The sequence below is a fragment of the Nakamurella sp. genome (assembly GCF_044224575.1).
Lineage (GTDB): Bacteria > Actinomycetota > Actinomycetes > Mycobacteriales > Nakamurellaceae > Nakamurella.
Genome location: NZ_JBGAKE010000042.1, coordinates 1 through 14,963, shown reverse-complemented (window position 1 = coordinate 14,963; position 14,963 = coordinate 1). Strand labels below are relative to the sequence as shown.

General features: G+C 70.6%; 13 protein-coding genes. 6 read left to right on the top strand and 7 right to left on the bottom strand.

Features of this window, described 5'->3' with window-relative positions; translation table 11 throughout:
• The 3 genes from ACILSK_RS25095 to ACILSK_RS25085 form a co-directional block, all read right to left on the bottom strand.
• A partial coding sequence (locus tag ACILSK_RS25095; RefSeq protein ID WP_395729922.1) for a nitrate reductase subunit alpha occupies positions 1-2,474 on the bottom strand: 2,474 nt, incomplete at its 3' end.
• Entirely contained in the window at positions 2,471-3,667 is a 1,197-nt protein-coding gene (locus tag ACILSK_RS25090; protein WP_395729921.1) for an MFS transporter, read from the bottom strand. The genes ACILSK_RS25090 and ACILSK_RS25095, both read right to left, overlap by 4 nt.
• 422 nt (positions 3,668-4,089) lie before the next feature.
• On the bottom strand, positions 4,090-4,908 hold the full coding sequence (locus ACILSK_RS25085) for an alpha/beta fold hydrolase (protein WP_395729920.1): 819 nt from the start codon (positions 4,906-4,908) through the stop codon (positions 4,090-4,092).
• A 35-nt stretch (positions 4,909-4,943) separates the two neighbouring features.
• Here ACILSK_RS25085 and ACILSK_RS25080 point away from each other — a divergent pair, with 35 nt between their 5' ends.
• Positions 4,944-5,510 (top strand): TetR/AcrR family transcriptional regulator, encoded by a 567-nt coding sequence (locus ACILSK_RS25080; RefSeq protein WP_395729919.1) that lies wholly within the window; start codon positions 4,944-4,946, stop codon positions 5,508-5,510.
• Positions 5,511-5,613: 103 nt separating this feature from the next.
• Here the strand turns inward: ACILSK_RS25080 and proC are convergent, their stop codons facing one another.
• Both proC and ACILSK_RS25070 read right to left on the bottom strand, forming a co-directional pair.
• Positions 5,614-6,426, bottom strand: coding sequence for a pyrroline-5-carboxylate reductase (proC, locus tag ACILSK_RS25075; RefSeq protein ID WP_395729918.1), 813 nt, complete (start codon positions 6,424-6,426; stop codon positions 5,614-5,616).
• 67 nt (positions 6,427-6,493) lie between these two features.
• The gene (locus ACILSK_RS25070; RefSeq protein ID WP_395729917.1) at positions 6,494-7,276 is read right to left on the bottom strand and encodes a TetR/AcrR family transcriptional regulator; all 783 of its coding nucleotides are present in this window, start codon (positions 7,274-7,276) and stop codon (positions 6,494-6,496) included.
• A gap of 202 nt (positions 7,277-7,478) precedes the next feature.
• Here ACILSK_RS25070 and ACILSK_RS25065 point away from each other — a divergent pair, with 202 nt between their 5' ends.
• The 3 genes from ACILSK_RS25065 (at position 7,479) to ACILSK_RS25055 (ending at position 9,876) form a co-directional block, all read left to right on the top strand.
• Positions 7,479-8,450, top strand: a complete 972-nt coding sequence (locus ACILSK_RS25065; RefSeq protein WP_395729916.1) for an ATP-binding cassette domain-containing protein — start codon at positions 7,479-7,481, stop codon at positions 8,448-8,450.
• Positions 8,447-9,265, top strand: a complete 819-nt coding sequence (locus ACILSK_RS25060) for an ABC transporter permease (protein ID WP_395729915.1) — start codon at positions 8,447-8,449, stop codon at positions 9,263-9,265. Before ACILSK_RS25065 ends, ACILSK_RS25060 begins: the two co-directional genes overlap by 4 nt.
• 146 nt (positions 9,266-9,411) lie before the next feature.
• Positions 9,412-9,876 (top strand): excalibur calcium-binding domain-containing protein, encoded by a 465-nt coding sequence (locus ACILSK_RS25055; protein WP_395729914.1) that lies wholly within the window; start codon positions 9,412-9,414, stop codon positions 9,874-9,876.
• A 122-nt stretch (positions 9,877-9,998) separates the two neighbouring features.
• Here the strand turns inward: ACILSK_RS25055 and ACILSK_RS25050 are convergent, their stop codons facing one another.
• The gene (locus ACILSK_RS25050; RefSeq protein WP_395729913.1) at positions 9,999-10,565 is read right to left on the bottom strand and encodes a DsbA family protein; all 567 of its coding nucleotides are present in this window, start codon (positions 10,563-10,565) and stop codon (positions 9,999-10,001) included.
• A 143-nt stretch (positions 10,566-10,708) separates the two neighbouring features.
• Entirely contained in the window at positions 10,709-12,103 is a 1,395-nt protein-coding gene (nhaA, locus tag ACILSK_RS25045; protein ID WP_395729912.1) for a Na+/H+ antiporter NhaA, read from the bottom strand.
• Positions 12,104-12,255: 152 nt separating this feature from the next.
• Here nhaA and ACILSK_RS25040 point away from each other — a divergent pair, with 152 nt between their 5' ends.
• The gene (locus ACILSK_RS25040) at positions 12,256-13,287 is read left to right on the top strand and encodes a hypothetical protein (protein ID WP_395729911.1); all 1,032 of its coding nucleotides are present in this window, start codon (positions 12,256-12,258) and stop codon (positions 13,285-13,287) included.
• A gap of 221 nt (positions 13,288-13,508) precedes the next feature.
• On the top strand, positions 13,509-14,963 hold a 1,455-nt coding region (locus ACILSK_RS25035; protein ID WP_395729910.1), incomplete at its 3' end, for a PTS transporter subunit EIIC.

The window sequence follows — 14,963 nt, the reverse complement described above, 5'->3', positions numbered from 1 at the left end:
CGGGAGAAGACCCGGGCGATGGTGTGGAACGCGTCGAAGTCCGACCGGGTCTCCCACGGCGGGTCGATGGCCGGGCTGAACGCGTGCACGTACGGGTGCATGTCGGTGGAGGACAGGTCGGCCTTCTCGTACCAGGTGGCGGCCGGCAGCACCACATCGGAGAGCAGCGTGGTCGAGGTCATCCGGAAGTCCAGCGAGAGCATCAGGTCCAACTTGCCCGCGGGCGTGTCATCGACCCAGGTGACGTCCCGCGGGCGCAGCTGCTCCGGCGTCAGGTCGGCCCGCAGGTTGGAGGTGGTGCCCAGCAGGTGCCGCAGGAAGTACTCGTTGCCCTTGCTGGACGAGCCGAGCAGGTTGGCCCGCCAGGCGGTCAGCACCCGCGGCCAGTTGCCCGGGTCGTCGGGGTCGGTGACGGCCAGCTTGAGCCGGCCGGCGGCGAGCTGCTCGGCGACGTACTGCGGCGCCGGCACCCCGGCGGCCGCCGCCTCGTCGGCCAGCTCCAGGCTGTTGCGGTCGAACTGGGGGAAGAACGGCATCCAGCCCATGGCCACGGACGCGGCCAGCACATCCATGGTGTGCATCCCGGCGAACCGGCCGCGGCCCAGCGGCGAGGCCAGCGCGTCGGCCCGGTAGCCGTCGTAGCGCCACTGGTCGGTATGCGCGTACCAGTACCCGGTGCCGATCATCTGCCGCGGCGGGCGCACCCAGTCCGAGGCCATCGCCATCGTGGCCCAGCCGGTGATCGGCCGGCACTTCTCCTGACCGACATAGTGCGCCCAGCCGCCGCCGTTGCGGCCCATCGACCCGGTCAGGATCAGCATCGCCAGAATGGCCCGGTAGGTGGCATCGCCGTGGAACCACTGGCAGATCCCCGCGCCCATGATGATCATGGACCGGCCGCCGGATTCCTCGGCGTTGCGGGCGAACTCGCGGGCCACCCGGATGGCCTGGGCCGCGGAGACCCCGGTGATCGGCTCCTGCCAGGCCGGGGTGTACGGCTCGGCGGCGTCGTCGTACCCGGCCGGCCAGCTGCCGGGCAGACCGGTTCGGTGCACGCCGTACTGGGCCAGCATCAGGTCGAACACCGTGCAGCACAGCCGCTCCCCCACCCGGCGCACCGGCACTCCCCGGGTGAGCACGGCGGCCCGGCCGTCCGGCGTGTCGAAGCGGGTGAGCAGCACCGGCACCGCATCGCCGGAGTCGGCGAGGACGGTGAGCTGCGGAACGACGCCGGCCAGGTCCAGGTTCCATTTGCCCACCCCGGATTCGGTGTACCGGAAGCCGAGGGAACCGTTGGGCGTCACAACCTCTCCGGTGCGACCGTCCACCAACACCGGTTTGAACGCCGCGCCCTCACCCTCGTCGCCGAGATCCGCGGCGGTCAGGTTCTTGCCGGGCACATAGGCGCCGTCCCGTTCCTCCAGGGCGATCAGGAACGGCAGATCGGTGTACTGCTGAACGTAGTCGACGAAGAACGGGGTGCGCTTCTCGACCAGGAACTCGCGCAGGATCACGTGGCCCATGGCCATGCCCAGCGCGCCGTCGGTGCCGGCCGCGCAGGGCATCCACTCGTCGGCGAACTTGGTGTTGTCGGCGTAGTCGGGGCTGACCGTCACGACCTTGGTGCCGCGGTAGCGAACCTCGGCCATCCAGTGCGCATCCGGGGTCCGGGTCACCGGCACGTTCGAGCCCCACAGCATCAGATAGGAGGCGTCCCACCAGTCCCCGGACTCGGGCACGTCGGTCTGATCGCCGAACACCTGCGGCGAGGCCACCGGCAGGTCGGCGTACCAATCGTAGAACGAGGTCATCGCCCCGCCCATCAGCTCCACGAACCGGGAGCCGGCGGCGTGCGAGACCATGGACATGGCCGGGATGGGCGAGAAGCCGGCGATCCGGTCGGGCCCGTAGCGCTTGATGGTGTGCACGTGGGCGGCGGCGATCATCTCGCTCGCCTCCTCCCAGGTCACCCGGATCAGGCCGCCTTTGCCGCGGGCCTGCTGGTAGCGGCGGCGGCGCTCCGGGTCGTCCTGGATCTCGGCCCAGGCCAGCACCGGGTCGCCCAGGCGGGTCCGGGCCTCCCGGTACATCTGCACCAGCACGCCGCGGGCGTACGGGTAGCGCACGCGGGTCGGCGAGTAGGTGTACCAGGAGAAGGCGGCGCCCCGCGGGCAGCCCCGCGGCTCGTACTCCGGCCGATCGGGACCGACGCTCGGATAGTCGGTCTCCTGGGTCTCCCAGGTGATGATGCCGTCCTTGACGTACACCTTCCACGAGCAGGAGCCGGTGCAGTTCACCCCGTGGGTGGAGCGGACCACCTTGTCGTGGCTCCAGCGGTCCCGGTAGAAGACGTCGCCCTCGCGTCCCCCGGTCTTGCTGATCGTCCGCCGGTCGGCGGACACCTCACCCTTGGTGAAGAAGCGACCGCTGCGCAGCAGCAGATCGGCGACAGGACCATCGATTCCGGTGCTCAATTCGATCCTCCGGTCGGCTCGCCGGCCGGCCGCACGTGCAACCGCCAGGCGGTGACGATCGCCGCCACCAGGCAGGTGGCCACGAGCAGCAGAAGACCGACGGTGTAGTTCTTCTCGGTCGCGTTGTAGGTTGCCCCCATCACCAGCGGCGGGAAGTAGCCACCCAGACCTCCGGCGGCGCCGACGATGCCGGTGACCGTGCCCACCTTCTCCGGGGGCGCGGACCGGGCCACCCAGGCGAAGACCCCGCCGGTGCCGATGCCCAGGAAGAAGGCCAACGCGATGAACGAGGCCCCGGCCGGCAGTTCCGCCGCCGGCTGCGTGATTTCGACGGCGGCCAGCACTCCGGACCCGATCAGCGAGATCAGCACGATCACCTTGGGACCGACCCGATCGGACAGGATCCCGCCGATCGGCCGGGCGACGACCGCGGCCAGCGCGAAACCGGCGGTGCGGGCCCCCGCGTCGGTGGCCGAGAAGTCGTAGATGGTCTTGAGGTAGGTCGGCAGGTACGTACTGAAGGCGACGAACCCGCCGAAGCAGACCGCGTACAGGAACGCCATCTGCCAGGTGATGGCCAGCTTGCCGGCCGCCTTGAGCTTGGGGATCACCGGTGCGGTATTGGGTTTCCAGCTCGGCGAGTCCTTCATCGCGACCATGACCAGCAGCGCGGTGCCGGCCAACGCCGCGGCGATGATCAGATGCGCGGGGACGTAACCGAACCACGTCACGAAACGTGGGGTGAAGAACGCCGACAGGGCCGTGCCGCCCATGCCCGCACCGAAAACCCCGGTAGCAAAACCCCGGCGGGCCGGCGCATACCACGCATTGACGAACGGGATCCCGACGGCAAAGGCGGTGCCGGCAATCCCGAGGAAGAAGCCGAAAATCAGCAGGAGAACATAGGAATCGATGGACCCGGCAAAGGCGACCAGCAGGACCGGCACGATCGACACGACCGAGACGATCATGAACATCATCCGGCCGCCGTAGCGGTCGGTCAACGCGCCGACCGGTATCCGGCCGAGCGATCCGACCAGGATCGGCGTGGCCACCAGCAGCGCGGTCTGCGAGCTGGTCAGCGACATCGCGGTGGCGTACGGAGTGGACAGCGGCCCGATGAGGTTCCAGGCCCAGAAGTTGATCGCAAAGGTCCAGGTGGCCAGGGCGAGATTTCTACCCTGCCCGGCCATTTGGCTCACCACGGCCGGTGGTGGCTGGGGCGGTCGGACGGTGTTCACGGCAGCAACCCCCGGTCTTGTCGGTCCGGGCACAGCTGGGTCATCGGTGGCTCCTCGGCGGCGGTGGGCCCCGACAATCGGCCGGGACGACCGAACCACATCACCCGCACCCGATCGCCCACAGGGCCGAAAGTCCCTCGCCGGATGAAGTTACCCCGATATTTCCGGCCTGGCGAGGGCCCGGTCGCCCGGCAATTACCTCACATTCTTCGAATGGCGTCGTGAGGTCGGTAAAATGTGCAGGTCAAGACCCATCTCCGGCATTCGTTCGAACCCCCGGATCAATTTGTCCGATCGGCCCGATTTCCTCGCTTTTCGATTCGGCACCCGGCCGTGCCCCGATCTCGATGGCCGGGCGGCGGCCGGCAGCGCTGTCAACGACCCGCGGTCCAGAACTCCGCGACGGCTGCGACCAGGCGGTCCGGCTGTTCGAGTGGGATCAGTGTTCGGGCACCGGGGATGGTCACCGCGCGGGCCAACGGCGTTCGGGCAGCGGCGGCCCGGGCCGCCTCCGGACTCCAGTCGCCGCGGTCGTCGGAGGCGACGAACAGGCTGGGCACCCGGATCCGGGCGAGCTCGCCGGTGACGTCGGCGCGATCGAGGATGAAGGAACCGATAGCGAGGGCCAGGCTGCGTCGCGTCGGCCGGGCAAGCGATGCATCGAGCACGGCGCGGATGTCCGGCCGGGCCGCGGAGTCGTCGGTCAACATGGCCCGGCGCACCGCACCCGGAATGGGGCCGCGCGCGCCGATCGCGCGGACGATCGGCAGCAGCAGCCGGATCTGCCGGCGCAGCGCGTCGTCGATGGGCTCGGTCGGCGCGCTCACCGCCACCAGGCTGCGCAGGGCTCCCTCGCGCTGGGCGAGCTTGAGCCCGACGTGGCCGCCGAACGCATTGCCGATCCAGTCGACGGGACCGGCGTCCAGCGCGGCGATCACCTCCATGGCGGCCTCGGCGGCCTCGGCGATCGTGCTGCGCCGGGTGAGGGGATCGCTCAGCCCCAGGCCCGGGCCGTCGACGACGACGAGCCGGCGATCGCGGGTCAGCGCCGGGATCATCCGGTCGAAGGTGTGGCCGTCGACAAACATGGACGGCCACGCAACGACGGTCGGCCCATCGCCCGTGATCCGGGCATGCAGCCGGCCGAGCCGGGTTCGTAAGGCGGTGGTCGTCGTGCCGGGTGTGATGGTCACCGAGCCTCCTCCATTTTCGTGTTAGTCTCACTTACATGAAAACGCGACGCTATCAGATGACGGCGCGCGCGGCGTCGGCCCAGGACACGGCTGACCGGCTGATCGACGCGATGCTGGCGCGCTTCCGCACGACCAGCTACCCCGCGCTCCGGCTCGACGATGTGGCGCGGGATGCCGGGGTCACCGTGCAAACGGCGATTCGCCGCTACGGAACCAAGGACCAACTGCTGGCCGCCACCGCGCAGCGCGAGGTGCAGCGGATCGCCGCGGCGCGGGAGCAGCCGGCCTTCGCCGACCCGGCGACCGCGGTGGCCGCGCTGTGCGAGTACTACGAGCGGGACGGCGATCTGATCGCCCGGTTCGAGGCCGATGCGGTCCTGGTGCCCGCGCTCGCCGACCTCGCCCGGCAGGGTCGCGCGGTGCACGTCCGGTGGATCGAGGAGGTGTTCGCGACCCGGCTGGGCGACGATCGCGAGCTGCGGCTCGCCCAGCTGATCGCGATCCTGGACGTCCGCACCTGGCAGGTTTTGCGGCGCGAGCGCGCGCTGGGCCCGCACAACACGCGCCGCGCTCTCGAGGCACTCGTCGCATCAGTCGGTTGAGCGCCGGTCCCGCGCCCCGCCGCCGGTGACGCTGCGGCTCCGGGCGAATCGGGGCGGCATCGATCGTCGGACGGAGGTCTCGCCGGCTCGGCGATGACGGCGGTCAGGTCGCGTCGTGCGCCTTGCCCAGCTCGGCCGAGCGCAGCGCCGCCGCCTCGATCGCGGTGAGCAGCGCGGCCCGCACCCGGTGGTTCTCCAGTTCCCGGATGGCGGCGATCGTCGTGCCGCCGGGCGAGGTCACGGCCTCCCGCAGGGCCACCGGGTGTTCCCCGGAGTCGCGCAACATGGTGGCCGCGCCGACCGCGGACTGGATGATCAACTCCGTGGACACCGCGCGCGGCAGGCCGAGCAGGATGCCTGCGTCGATCATCGCCTCCACCAGGAAGAAGAAATAGGCCGGTCCGGAGCCGGACAGCGCGGTGACGGCGTCCTGCTGTGCCTCCGGCACCCGGACAACCTTGCCCACCGTGGACAGCAGGTCCTCGACCAGTTGCAGGTGCTCCGGTTCGGCGTGCGAGCCCGCCGAGATGGCGCTCATCGCCTCGCCGACCAGCATCGGCGTGTTCGGCATGACCCGCACCACCGGCGTCCCGGCGGGCAGGTGCCGCTCGTACAACGACGTCGGGAGCCCGGCGCAGAGCGAGACGACCAGGGTGCCCGGGGTGATGGCGCCGGCCAGCGTCCGCAGCAGCGGATCGATGTCCTGCGGCTTGACCGCCACGATCAGCACGTCGGCCAGCCTGGCCGCCTCCTCGGTCTCCACACCGCGGACGCCGTACCGCTGCGTCAGCTCCGTGACCCGGTCCGGGTAGCGCTCGGTGAACATCAGCGAATCAGGGCTGCGGCCGGCCGCGATGAGCCCGGCCAGCATGGCCTCACCGATCTTGCCCGCGCCGAGGATGGCGATCGTCGTCATGGCGAACAGGGTGTCACGCCGGCCCGGTGGCGAGCGATCGGACGGTCATCGGTCGACGATCGGAAGGTCACCGCGCCAGGAGCCGCTCGACCCCGTCGAGGATCCGGTCCAGCCCGAAGTCGAGTGACGCGGCCGGATCCCCGGCGCTGTTGAGCTGCTCCCCCACCGCGCGACCCACCCGGCCGGAGACCGGGAAGGCCGCGCGATCCATCACCGCCGCCAGGGCCGGCTCGATCTCCCGCCACCACTGCTCGTCGTCCTCGCCGCTACCGGACCGGTCGGCGGTCAGCGCGGCCTGCCAGCGCGCCATACCCTGCACGTGCACCAGCACCGTCGTCAGCACGGCGTCCATCTCCGGGTCGGTCAGACCGATCCCGTCCAGCGGATGAAGCTCGGCCTCGTACTTGCGGTTGATGTTCGGGCCCAGCACAGGGCGGCCCTGGGGAATCTGCAGCAGCCACGGGTGCCGCGCGTACAGCTCCCAGTTGCGACGGGCGATGAGCCGCAGCGCGGCCCGCCAATCCGGTTGCCGCGCCGGCTCGTCGGGGTCGGCGTACACCTCGCCGTTGACGGTGTCGATCATCAGCTCGACCAGGGCCGGCTTGCCCGGGACGTGGGTGTAGAGCGACATGGTCGCAGCGCCGAGCCGGTCGGCCACCGACCGCATCGAGACGGCATCGATCCCGCCGGTCCCGGCCAGTTCGATGGCCGCCGCCGCGATGGCCCGTGCGGTCAGACCGGAACGGCTGGGCCGGTCTTGCGGGCCCCAGAGCAGTTCCAGGGTGCGGACCGGGTCGACCGTCGCCGACTTCCGGTCGGTCCTGTCGGGCTGCTCGGTCGTCTCGGGCACCGGTCCATTGTCCCGCGGCGCCGGTCGCGGACCGCGCCGAATGCACCGGCGGCGCAACCCCAGGCCGGCGCGCCGCCCCGTCGCCCCGCCCGGCGAGCCGACCGGCACGACCGGCACCCGCCACGCTTGCATCCGCTCGGACTGACTTGTACAGTGTACGAGTCGTACAGCGTACAAGTGGAATGTGATCAGTGGAGGCACCGTGCCCGAACCCGCCATCGATGTGCAGGATCTGCGCAAGCACTACCCCGGGACCCCCAACGGGGTCGGCCTGAACGGCATCGACCTGCGGGTCGAGCGGGGCACCGTGCACGCGCTGCTCGGGCCCAACGGGGCGGGCAAGACCACCGCGGTTCGCATCCTGACCACGCTGCTGCGCGCGGACTCCGGCAGCGCGCGGGTAGCCGGTTACGACGTCCGCACCCAGGGCCGGGCGGTTCGCCGGCACATCGGTCTGGTCGGTCAATCCGCGGCGGTCGACGAGGTGCTCACCGGCCGGCAGAACCTGCTGATGGTCGGCCGGCTGAACCACCTGCCCCGACCGGCCGGCCGGACTGCCGCACTGCTCGAACGGTTCGGCCTCGCCGAGGCCGCGGACCGGAAGGTGTCGAACTACTCGGGGGGCATGCGTCGCCGGCTCGATCTGGCCGCTGCCCTGGTCGTGGACCCCGTGGTGCTGTTCGTCGACGAGCCGACCACCGGGCTCGACCCCCAGGCGCGTCGGGACGTCTGGTCGGCGGTCCAGGATCTGGTCGACGCGGGCACGACGGTGCTGCTGACCACCCAGTATCTGGAGGAGGCCGACGCCCTGGCCGACCGGATCACCATGCTGACCGGCGGACGGGTCGCCGCCGCGGGCTCGCCGGACGAACTGAAGGCCCTGGTGGGCGGCGACTGGTTGGAGATCACCCCGGCCGACCCGGCTGATCTGCCGCGCCTGTGGGATGTCGCCGCCCGGATAGGCGAACCGGTCGGCCGGGGCGGTTTGCTCGCCGTCCCGGTCACCGATCGGACTCGGGCGCTCGTCACCGTATCCGCCGCGCTGGCCGACGCCGGCCTCGATCCGCTGGACCTGACCGTCCGCCGCCCCACCCTCGACGAGGTGTTCCTGCACATCACCGGCGCGACCGCCGATTCCGTTGGCTCGACCGGCGTCCCGGGAGGCACCCGATGACGACCCGCACCCCCGACCACGCCCGGGTCCGTCCATCGGAGTCCGTGCTCGGCGACGCCTGGACCATCACCCGCCGCCAGTTCTGGCACTGGCGGGCGCAGCCAGGCGCGTTCGCGGTCGGGTTGCTGTTCCCGGTCCTGGTCACCCTGATGTTCGGCGCGCTGTTCGGCGGGGCGATCGCGGGACCGGGCGCCGACTACTACTCGTTCCTGATGCCGGGCATCTTCGTCATGGCCATGTTGTTCGGCCTGGAGACGACGATGACCGGCGTCAACACCGACGCGAGCCGCGGCGTGACCGACCGGTTCCGCTCGCTGCCGATCCATCCGGCCGCGGTGGTGCTCGGCCGGTGCCTGGCCGACATGATCTATTCCGTGCTGGGCCTGCTCGTCCTGATGTCCACCGGACTGGCGCTCGGCTGGCGGTGGCAGGACGGCGCGGCGGCCGCCCTGACCGCGGTGGGCCTGTTGCTGGCCCTGCGGTTCGCCCTGCTCTGGGTCGGGATCTTCGTGGGGCTGGTGGCACCCGGCCCGGAGACGGTGGCCGCCGTGCAGATCCTGGTCTGGCCGGTCAGCATGCTGTCCAACATCTTCGTCGATCCGGCGACCATGCCCGGCTGGCTCGGCGCGGTCGCCTCGTGGAATCCGCTGTCGGCCACGGCGACCGCCACCCGGGAGTTGTTCGGTAACCCCACCTGGACCGCGGCGACCTGGGTGAACGAGCACGCGCTGCCGCTGGCCATCGGCTGGCCGGTGCTGATCACCGCGGTCTTCGTGCCGCTGGCCGTCCGGGCCTACCGAGGGCTGGGCGGATGATCAGACCCCGCTCGAATGCCGTCGCCAGATAACAATGTGTGACTGAGCTTCCGGTCCAACTGGCCGAATGGGTTACAGTTCGAGCCGATACCAATGGAGTCGGGGGACTCGATCACAGGGGAAGTATTTTCGTGCACCGTCGCACCATGGCACCGTTTCTCGTCCCGGCCGCAGCTCTGGCCTGCCTGCTGCTCGCCGGCTGCGGCGGGACGGCCGAGGCGGCCGATCCTCCGCCGGCCACCGTGACCGTCACCACCACCCAGACCGCGGTCCGGACCGCGACCACCACCGCGACGCCGCCGGCGGTGACCGTGACCAGCACGGTGACCGCCGCCCCGGTCACCAGCACCGTCACCACCACCGCGGCCCCGGCCGATGCCGGAGCGGGCGCCGGGGTCGGAGCCGGAGTCGGCGCGGATGCCGACATCCAGGTTCCGCGGGCGGACCCGGCACCGGCGCCGCAGCCGTTGGTGGCCTCACCGCCGGCCAGCAGCTACTACAAGAACTGTTCGGAGGCCAAGGCCGCCGGGGCCGCGCCGCTGTACGCGGGTGAGCCAGGCTACCGGTCGGCCCTGGACCGCGACAACGACGGCGTCGCCTGCGAGACCTGAGCAATCGCGCCCGCGCCCGGCCGGCCCTGACGCCCGGCAACTCCCGTCGGGTGAACCCGACTTCCGCTCGATCGGGAGTTCCGTTCGCCCGACCGGAGTTGGCTGCGCCCGGGCCGGATCGATCAGCCGCCCGCCTGCGCCACCGCCCGGCGAAGGCCGGCCACGTCGAACCGGCCCTCGTACAGCCGGTCGTTGATGAAGACCGTCGGCGTGCCCTGCACCCCGCTGCCGACGGCCAACGCGAAGTCGGCCTCGACCTTGTCGCCGTAGGGCTGGGCCAGGTCGCCGATCACCGTTGCCCCGTCCAGGCCGAGCTTGGTCGCGTACTTGGCCAGATCCCAGTCGGACAATCGCGTCTGGTGCGCGAACAGGATGTCGTGCATGCGCCAGAAGGCCCCTTGCGCGGCGGCTGCCTCCGCCGCGAGCGCCGCGGTCAACGCGTACGGGTGCAGCTCGAACAGCGGGAAGTTGCGGAAGATCAGCCGGACGCCGCCGTCGGACCCGGCCACGACTTCGTCGAGCACCGGCTTGGCCGCCGCGCAGTACGGGCACTCGAAGTCGCCGTACTCGATCAGCGTCACCGGCGCGTCCAGGGCGCCGCGCACGTGGTCGACCAGACCGTCCGCACGGGGCACGTCGCCGTCCAGAGCCGCCAGGGCGCTCACTGCTTCGATGACCGGGTCCGTCATGCCGCCATTATCCGGTGACCGCCATCGGGCCCCGCGCGCTGTTCCCGCTCGCACGTGCGCGCCCGATGTGACGGTGTCGGTGAGACCTCGACCGGGCAGCCGCACGGCACCGGTTGTCCGGCGTGGGCTGCCCGGGTCCTCGGTCAGCCGCTCGGCGCCACCACCGGCTGCGGAGCCCGCCACGGCCGCGGCGGCAGCGACAGGGTGGACTCCCCCGTGCCCGGCGAGCACATCGGGAACCGGTTGCCGAGCACCCGCAGTGTGGTCGAACCCAGCACCGCGGCGATCAGCGAGCCGGCCAGGATGCCGATCTTGGCCTGTTCCATGATCGCGGCATCGGTGAACGCCAGTTCGGCGATGAACAGCGAGATGGTGAAGCCGATCCCGGCCAGCATCGAGGCGGCCAGCAGGTGCGAGTAGCGGACACCACCGGGCAGCACGCCCCAACCCAGGCGCAGCACCAGCAGTGACGCGCCGGTGATGCCCACCGTGTTGCCCACCACCAGCGCGACGGCCACGCCCCAGGTGACCGACGAGGCGAACGCCGTGCCCAGCGCGGCCGGATCGAGCGCCACCCCGGCATTGGCGAAGGCGAAGAGTGGGACGATCACGTAAGCCGTCCACGGGTGCAACGACCGCTCCAGCCGGTCGTTCGCCGGGATGGTGGACTCCGCGGCGAGGACGGCGAGCCGGGCCCGTTCGGCCGTCGGTGACTCGCGCAGCGCCCGGTTGTAGGCGGCGCTGCGGTCGATCACCGACTGCGCCGGCGGCATGGCCGGGATGATCAGGCCGACCGCGACGCCGGCCAGGGTGGCGTGCACCCCGGACTGGTACACGGCGAACCACAGCGCGATGCCGACCAGCACGTAGGGGTACAGCCGCCAGACCCCGATCCAACGCAGGGCCAGCAGGACCAGCACCAGCACCGCGGACAGGCCGAGGGCGGCCAGGGACGGGTCGTCCGAGTAGAAGATCGCCATCAGGGTGATCGCACCGATGTCGTCGGCGATGGCCAGGGTGAGCAGGAACACCCGGATGCGGTCCGGGCACCGCGGCCCGAACAGGGCGAGAATGCCGAGCACGAAGGCCGTGTCGGTGGACATGACGACGCCCCAGCCGCGCGCCGCCTCCCCCGACGGGTTCATCAACAGGTAGATCGCGATGGGCACCAGCAGGCCGCCGACGGCACCGATGGTCGGCACGATCACGGTGCGCCGGTCCCGCAGGTCGCCCTGCGCGATCTCCCGGGTGATCTCCAACCCGATGACGCAGAAGAACACGGCCATCGCCGCGTCGTTCACCCAATGCTGCAGGGACATCTCGAACTCGATCGGACCGACGCCGAAACCGACGGGCAGGTGCCAGAACTCGGCGTACGCCGCCGACCAGGGCGAGTTCGCCCAGACGAGGGCGAGCACCGTGCCGACGAGCAGGAACACCGAACCGGCCGACTCGGTGGCCAGGAACCGGCGCACGGCCGGGGACGGTCCGCGAAACACGACTCTGGGTGGCGGTCCGGGGCGAGGGACTTCGGTCATGGCGGTCACTCCCGTGATCGGCAGCCGGACCATCGCACCCTACCCGTCCGCTCGACCGGTACCAGCCGTCGTCTCGACAGGTGATGCCCCGGCCGTATCAACCGGCCGTCGATCCGGATCCGGATCAGACGACCCCGGTGAAAGGAACGATCGTGAGGAACATCAGCGCCGCCCGACGACTGTCCACCGCGCTCGGCGTGGCCGTGCTGGCCGGCACCCTTGCCGCCTGTGGCGGCACGGTCGGCGGTAGCGCCACCGGCGCCGACGTAGCCCGGTCGATCGAGTCGATCGTCAGCGACGCGGCGAAAGCCGCCCCCACCGCCGACCGTGCGACGACCGCCACCTCCCCGACCACCGCCACCGCGACCACCGCTCCCGAGCCGCCACCCGTCACCCTCACCGTCGACAAGACCGGCTGGTACGCCGGATTCGCGATCACGGTCGAGCAGGCAACGGCCCGCGAATCGTTCAAGGGCGCCGAGGTCGAGTTGGCGCTGCGCTTCACCAACATCGGCCGGGAGACCGCGCGGATCCCCTACGCGATGTCGGCCGAGGTGGACGGGTCGGTGGCCACCACCTCCGGTGACCTGCCGCAGAACGACATCCCGAGCGGCGCCACCGCCGAAGGCACACTGTTCGTCGCCGTCCCCGCACAGAACGACGACGAGGCCGTCGACCTGAAGAAGGCGATCGACTCGGTGGTGCTGGTCTACGGCGAGAAGGGCGACAACCGGACGGTCATCCCGCTGGCCCAGGGGGCGAAGGTGGACAGCGTCGAGCCCCGTTCGCTGGCCGCCGGTGGCGCCCTGGCGCAAAGCTCGGTGACGGTCGAGCTGCTCGGCGGCGACCTCGCGCCGAGCTACCTGTCCGGCGAGGCGGGAAAGGTGACCATCGACCTGCTGATCAAGGTGACCTGCGCCGCCGACTGCCGCGCCTCCGGGTACTACTCCAGCGTCGAGTACTTCACGCTGACCGACGCCGCGGGCGTCACGATCGCCCCCGACTCGCAGCGCACCTGGTACTGCTGCGAGGCCATCTATCCCGGCACCGTCGTCCAGGGCGACCACAGCAACCTGGTCTTCGTCGTCGACGCACCGGCCACCGGCGCGTGGACGCTGACGTACGAGGATCCGACGGTCACCGCCGAGGGCCACCCGGCCGCCTCGGTGTCCTTCACGGTGTGACGGCGCGCACGCTGGACAGCACCCACCTCGACGGCTTATCGTCACAACCGGAAGTCAACTGATTTCCCCAAAGACTTGGGATTGTTACTGCACAGCAGGCAAAACCCGGGCTCGTTCCGCGTGCACTCGACTGAGTGCGGTCGCCGGACCGGCCCGGGTTTTTTTGTTGTCGCGGGCATGCCCCTTGCTGCGGACCGACATGAATTTCCGAAGGAGGAATCATGGCCACCGCCAGCAAGTACGACACCCTCGCCGACGCGATCCTGACCGGGGTCGGCGGCGAGTCGAACGTCAAGACGGTGACGCACTGCGCCACCCGTCTGCGGTTCCAGCTCAACGACCCGGCCAAGGCCGACAAGGCCGCGGTGGAAGCAACTTCCGGCGTGATCACGGTGGTTGAAGCCGGCGGCCAGTTCCAGGTCGTCATCGGCAACACCGTCAACAACGTGTACGAGGCGATGACGGCCCGGTCGAACGTGTCCAGCTCGGGCGCCGCGTCCGGCGGCCCGTTGGCCCGGTTCATCGACCTGATCACCAGCATCTTCACCCCCCTGCTGTGGGTGCTGGCCGGCACCGGCCTGCTCAAGGCCCTGCTGGCGGTCGGCGTCAAGATCGCCCCCGAATTCGCCACCACGTCGACCTACGCGGTGCTCTTCGCCGCCGGCGACGCAGCCTTCCAATTCCTGCCGTTCCTGCTGGCCGTCACCGCGGCGAAGAAGTTCAAGGCCAACCCGTTCACCGCTCTCGCGGTGGTCGGCGCGCTGGTCTACTCGGCCACCGTCGCCGTCATCCCGGGCGCCGACGGCGTCACGACGACGCTCAAGGCGTTCGCCGACGGCGGCGGCTCGCTGACCTTCCTGGGCATCCCGGTGGTCATGGTCAGCTACCTGTCCGCGGTGATCCCGACCATCGTCGCGGTGTGGATCCTGTCACTGGTCGAGCGGGGGCTGACCCGGGTCATCCCGGAGACCGTGCGGAACTTCGCGGTGCCGATGCTGGCCGTCGCGATCGTCGTGCCGGTCACCTTCCTGGCCGTCGGCCCCGCTTCATACTACCTCGGCGAGGCGCTGTCCGACGGCGTCAACTGGTTGTGGGACCTGTCGCCGGCGCTGGGCGGGTTCATCCTGGGCGGAACCTGGGAGTTGCTCGTCATCTTCGGCCTGCACTGGGGTTTCGTGCCGGTGATGATCCAGGACCTGTCCACCCAGGGCTACTCCGTGCTGACCGGCGCGCTGTTCCCGGCGGTGCTGGCCATCTCCGGGGCCACCGTGGCGGTGTGGATCAAGACCCGCAACCACGACCTGAAGCGGATCGCCGGACCGGCCACCATCTCCGCGTTCCTGGCCGGCATCACCGAACCCGCCATCTACGGCGTCGTGTTGCGCCTGAAGAAGCCGTTCATCTACTCACTGATCGGCGGCGCCGTCGGCGGCGGCATCGCGGCGTTCGGCGGGTCCGCGGCCGAGGGCTTCGTCATCCCGGGAGCCATCACCCTGACCTCCACCCTGAACATCGGCAACTTCACGCTCCAGCTGATCGGCTGCGCCGTGGCGATCGCGATCGCTTTCACCCTGACCATGACCCTGGGCTTCAAGGACCTGCCGAACCCGGCCGTCGTCGATGAGCCCGAACCGGCGGCCGCGACCGGCGCGACTCTGGTGGTCACCGCGCCGGTC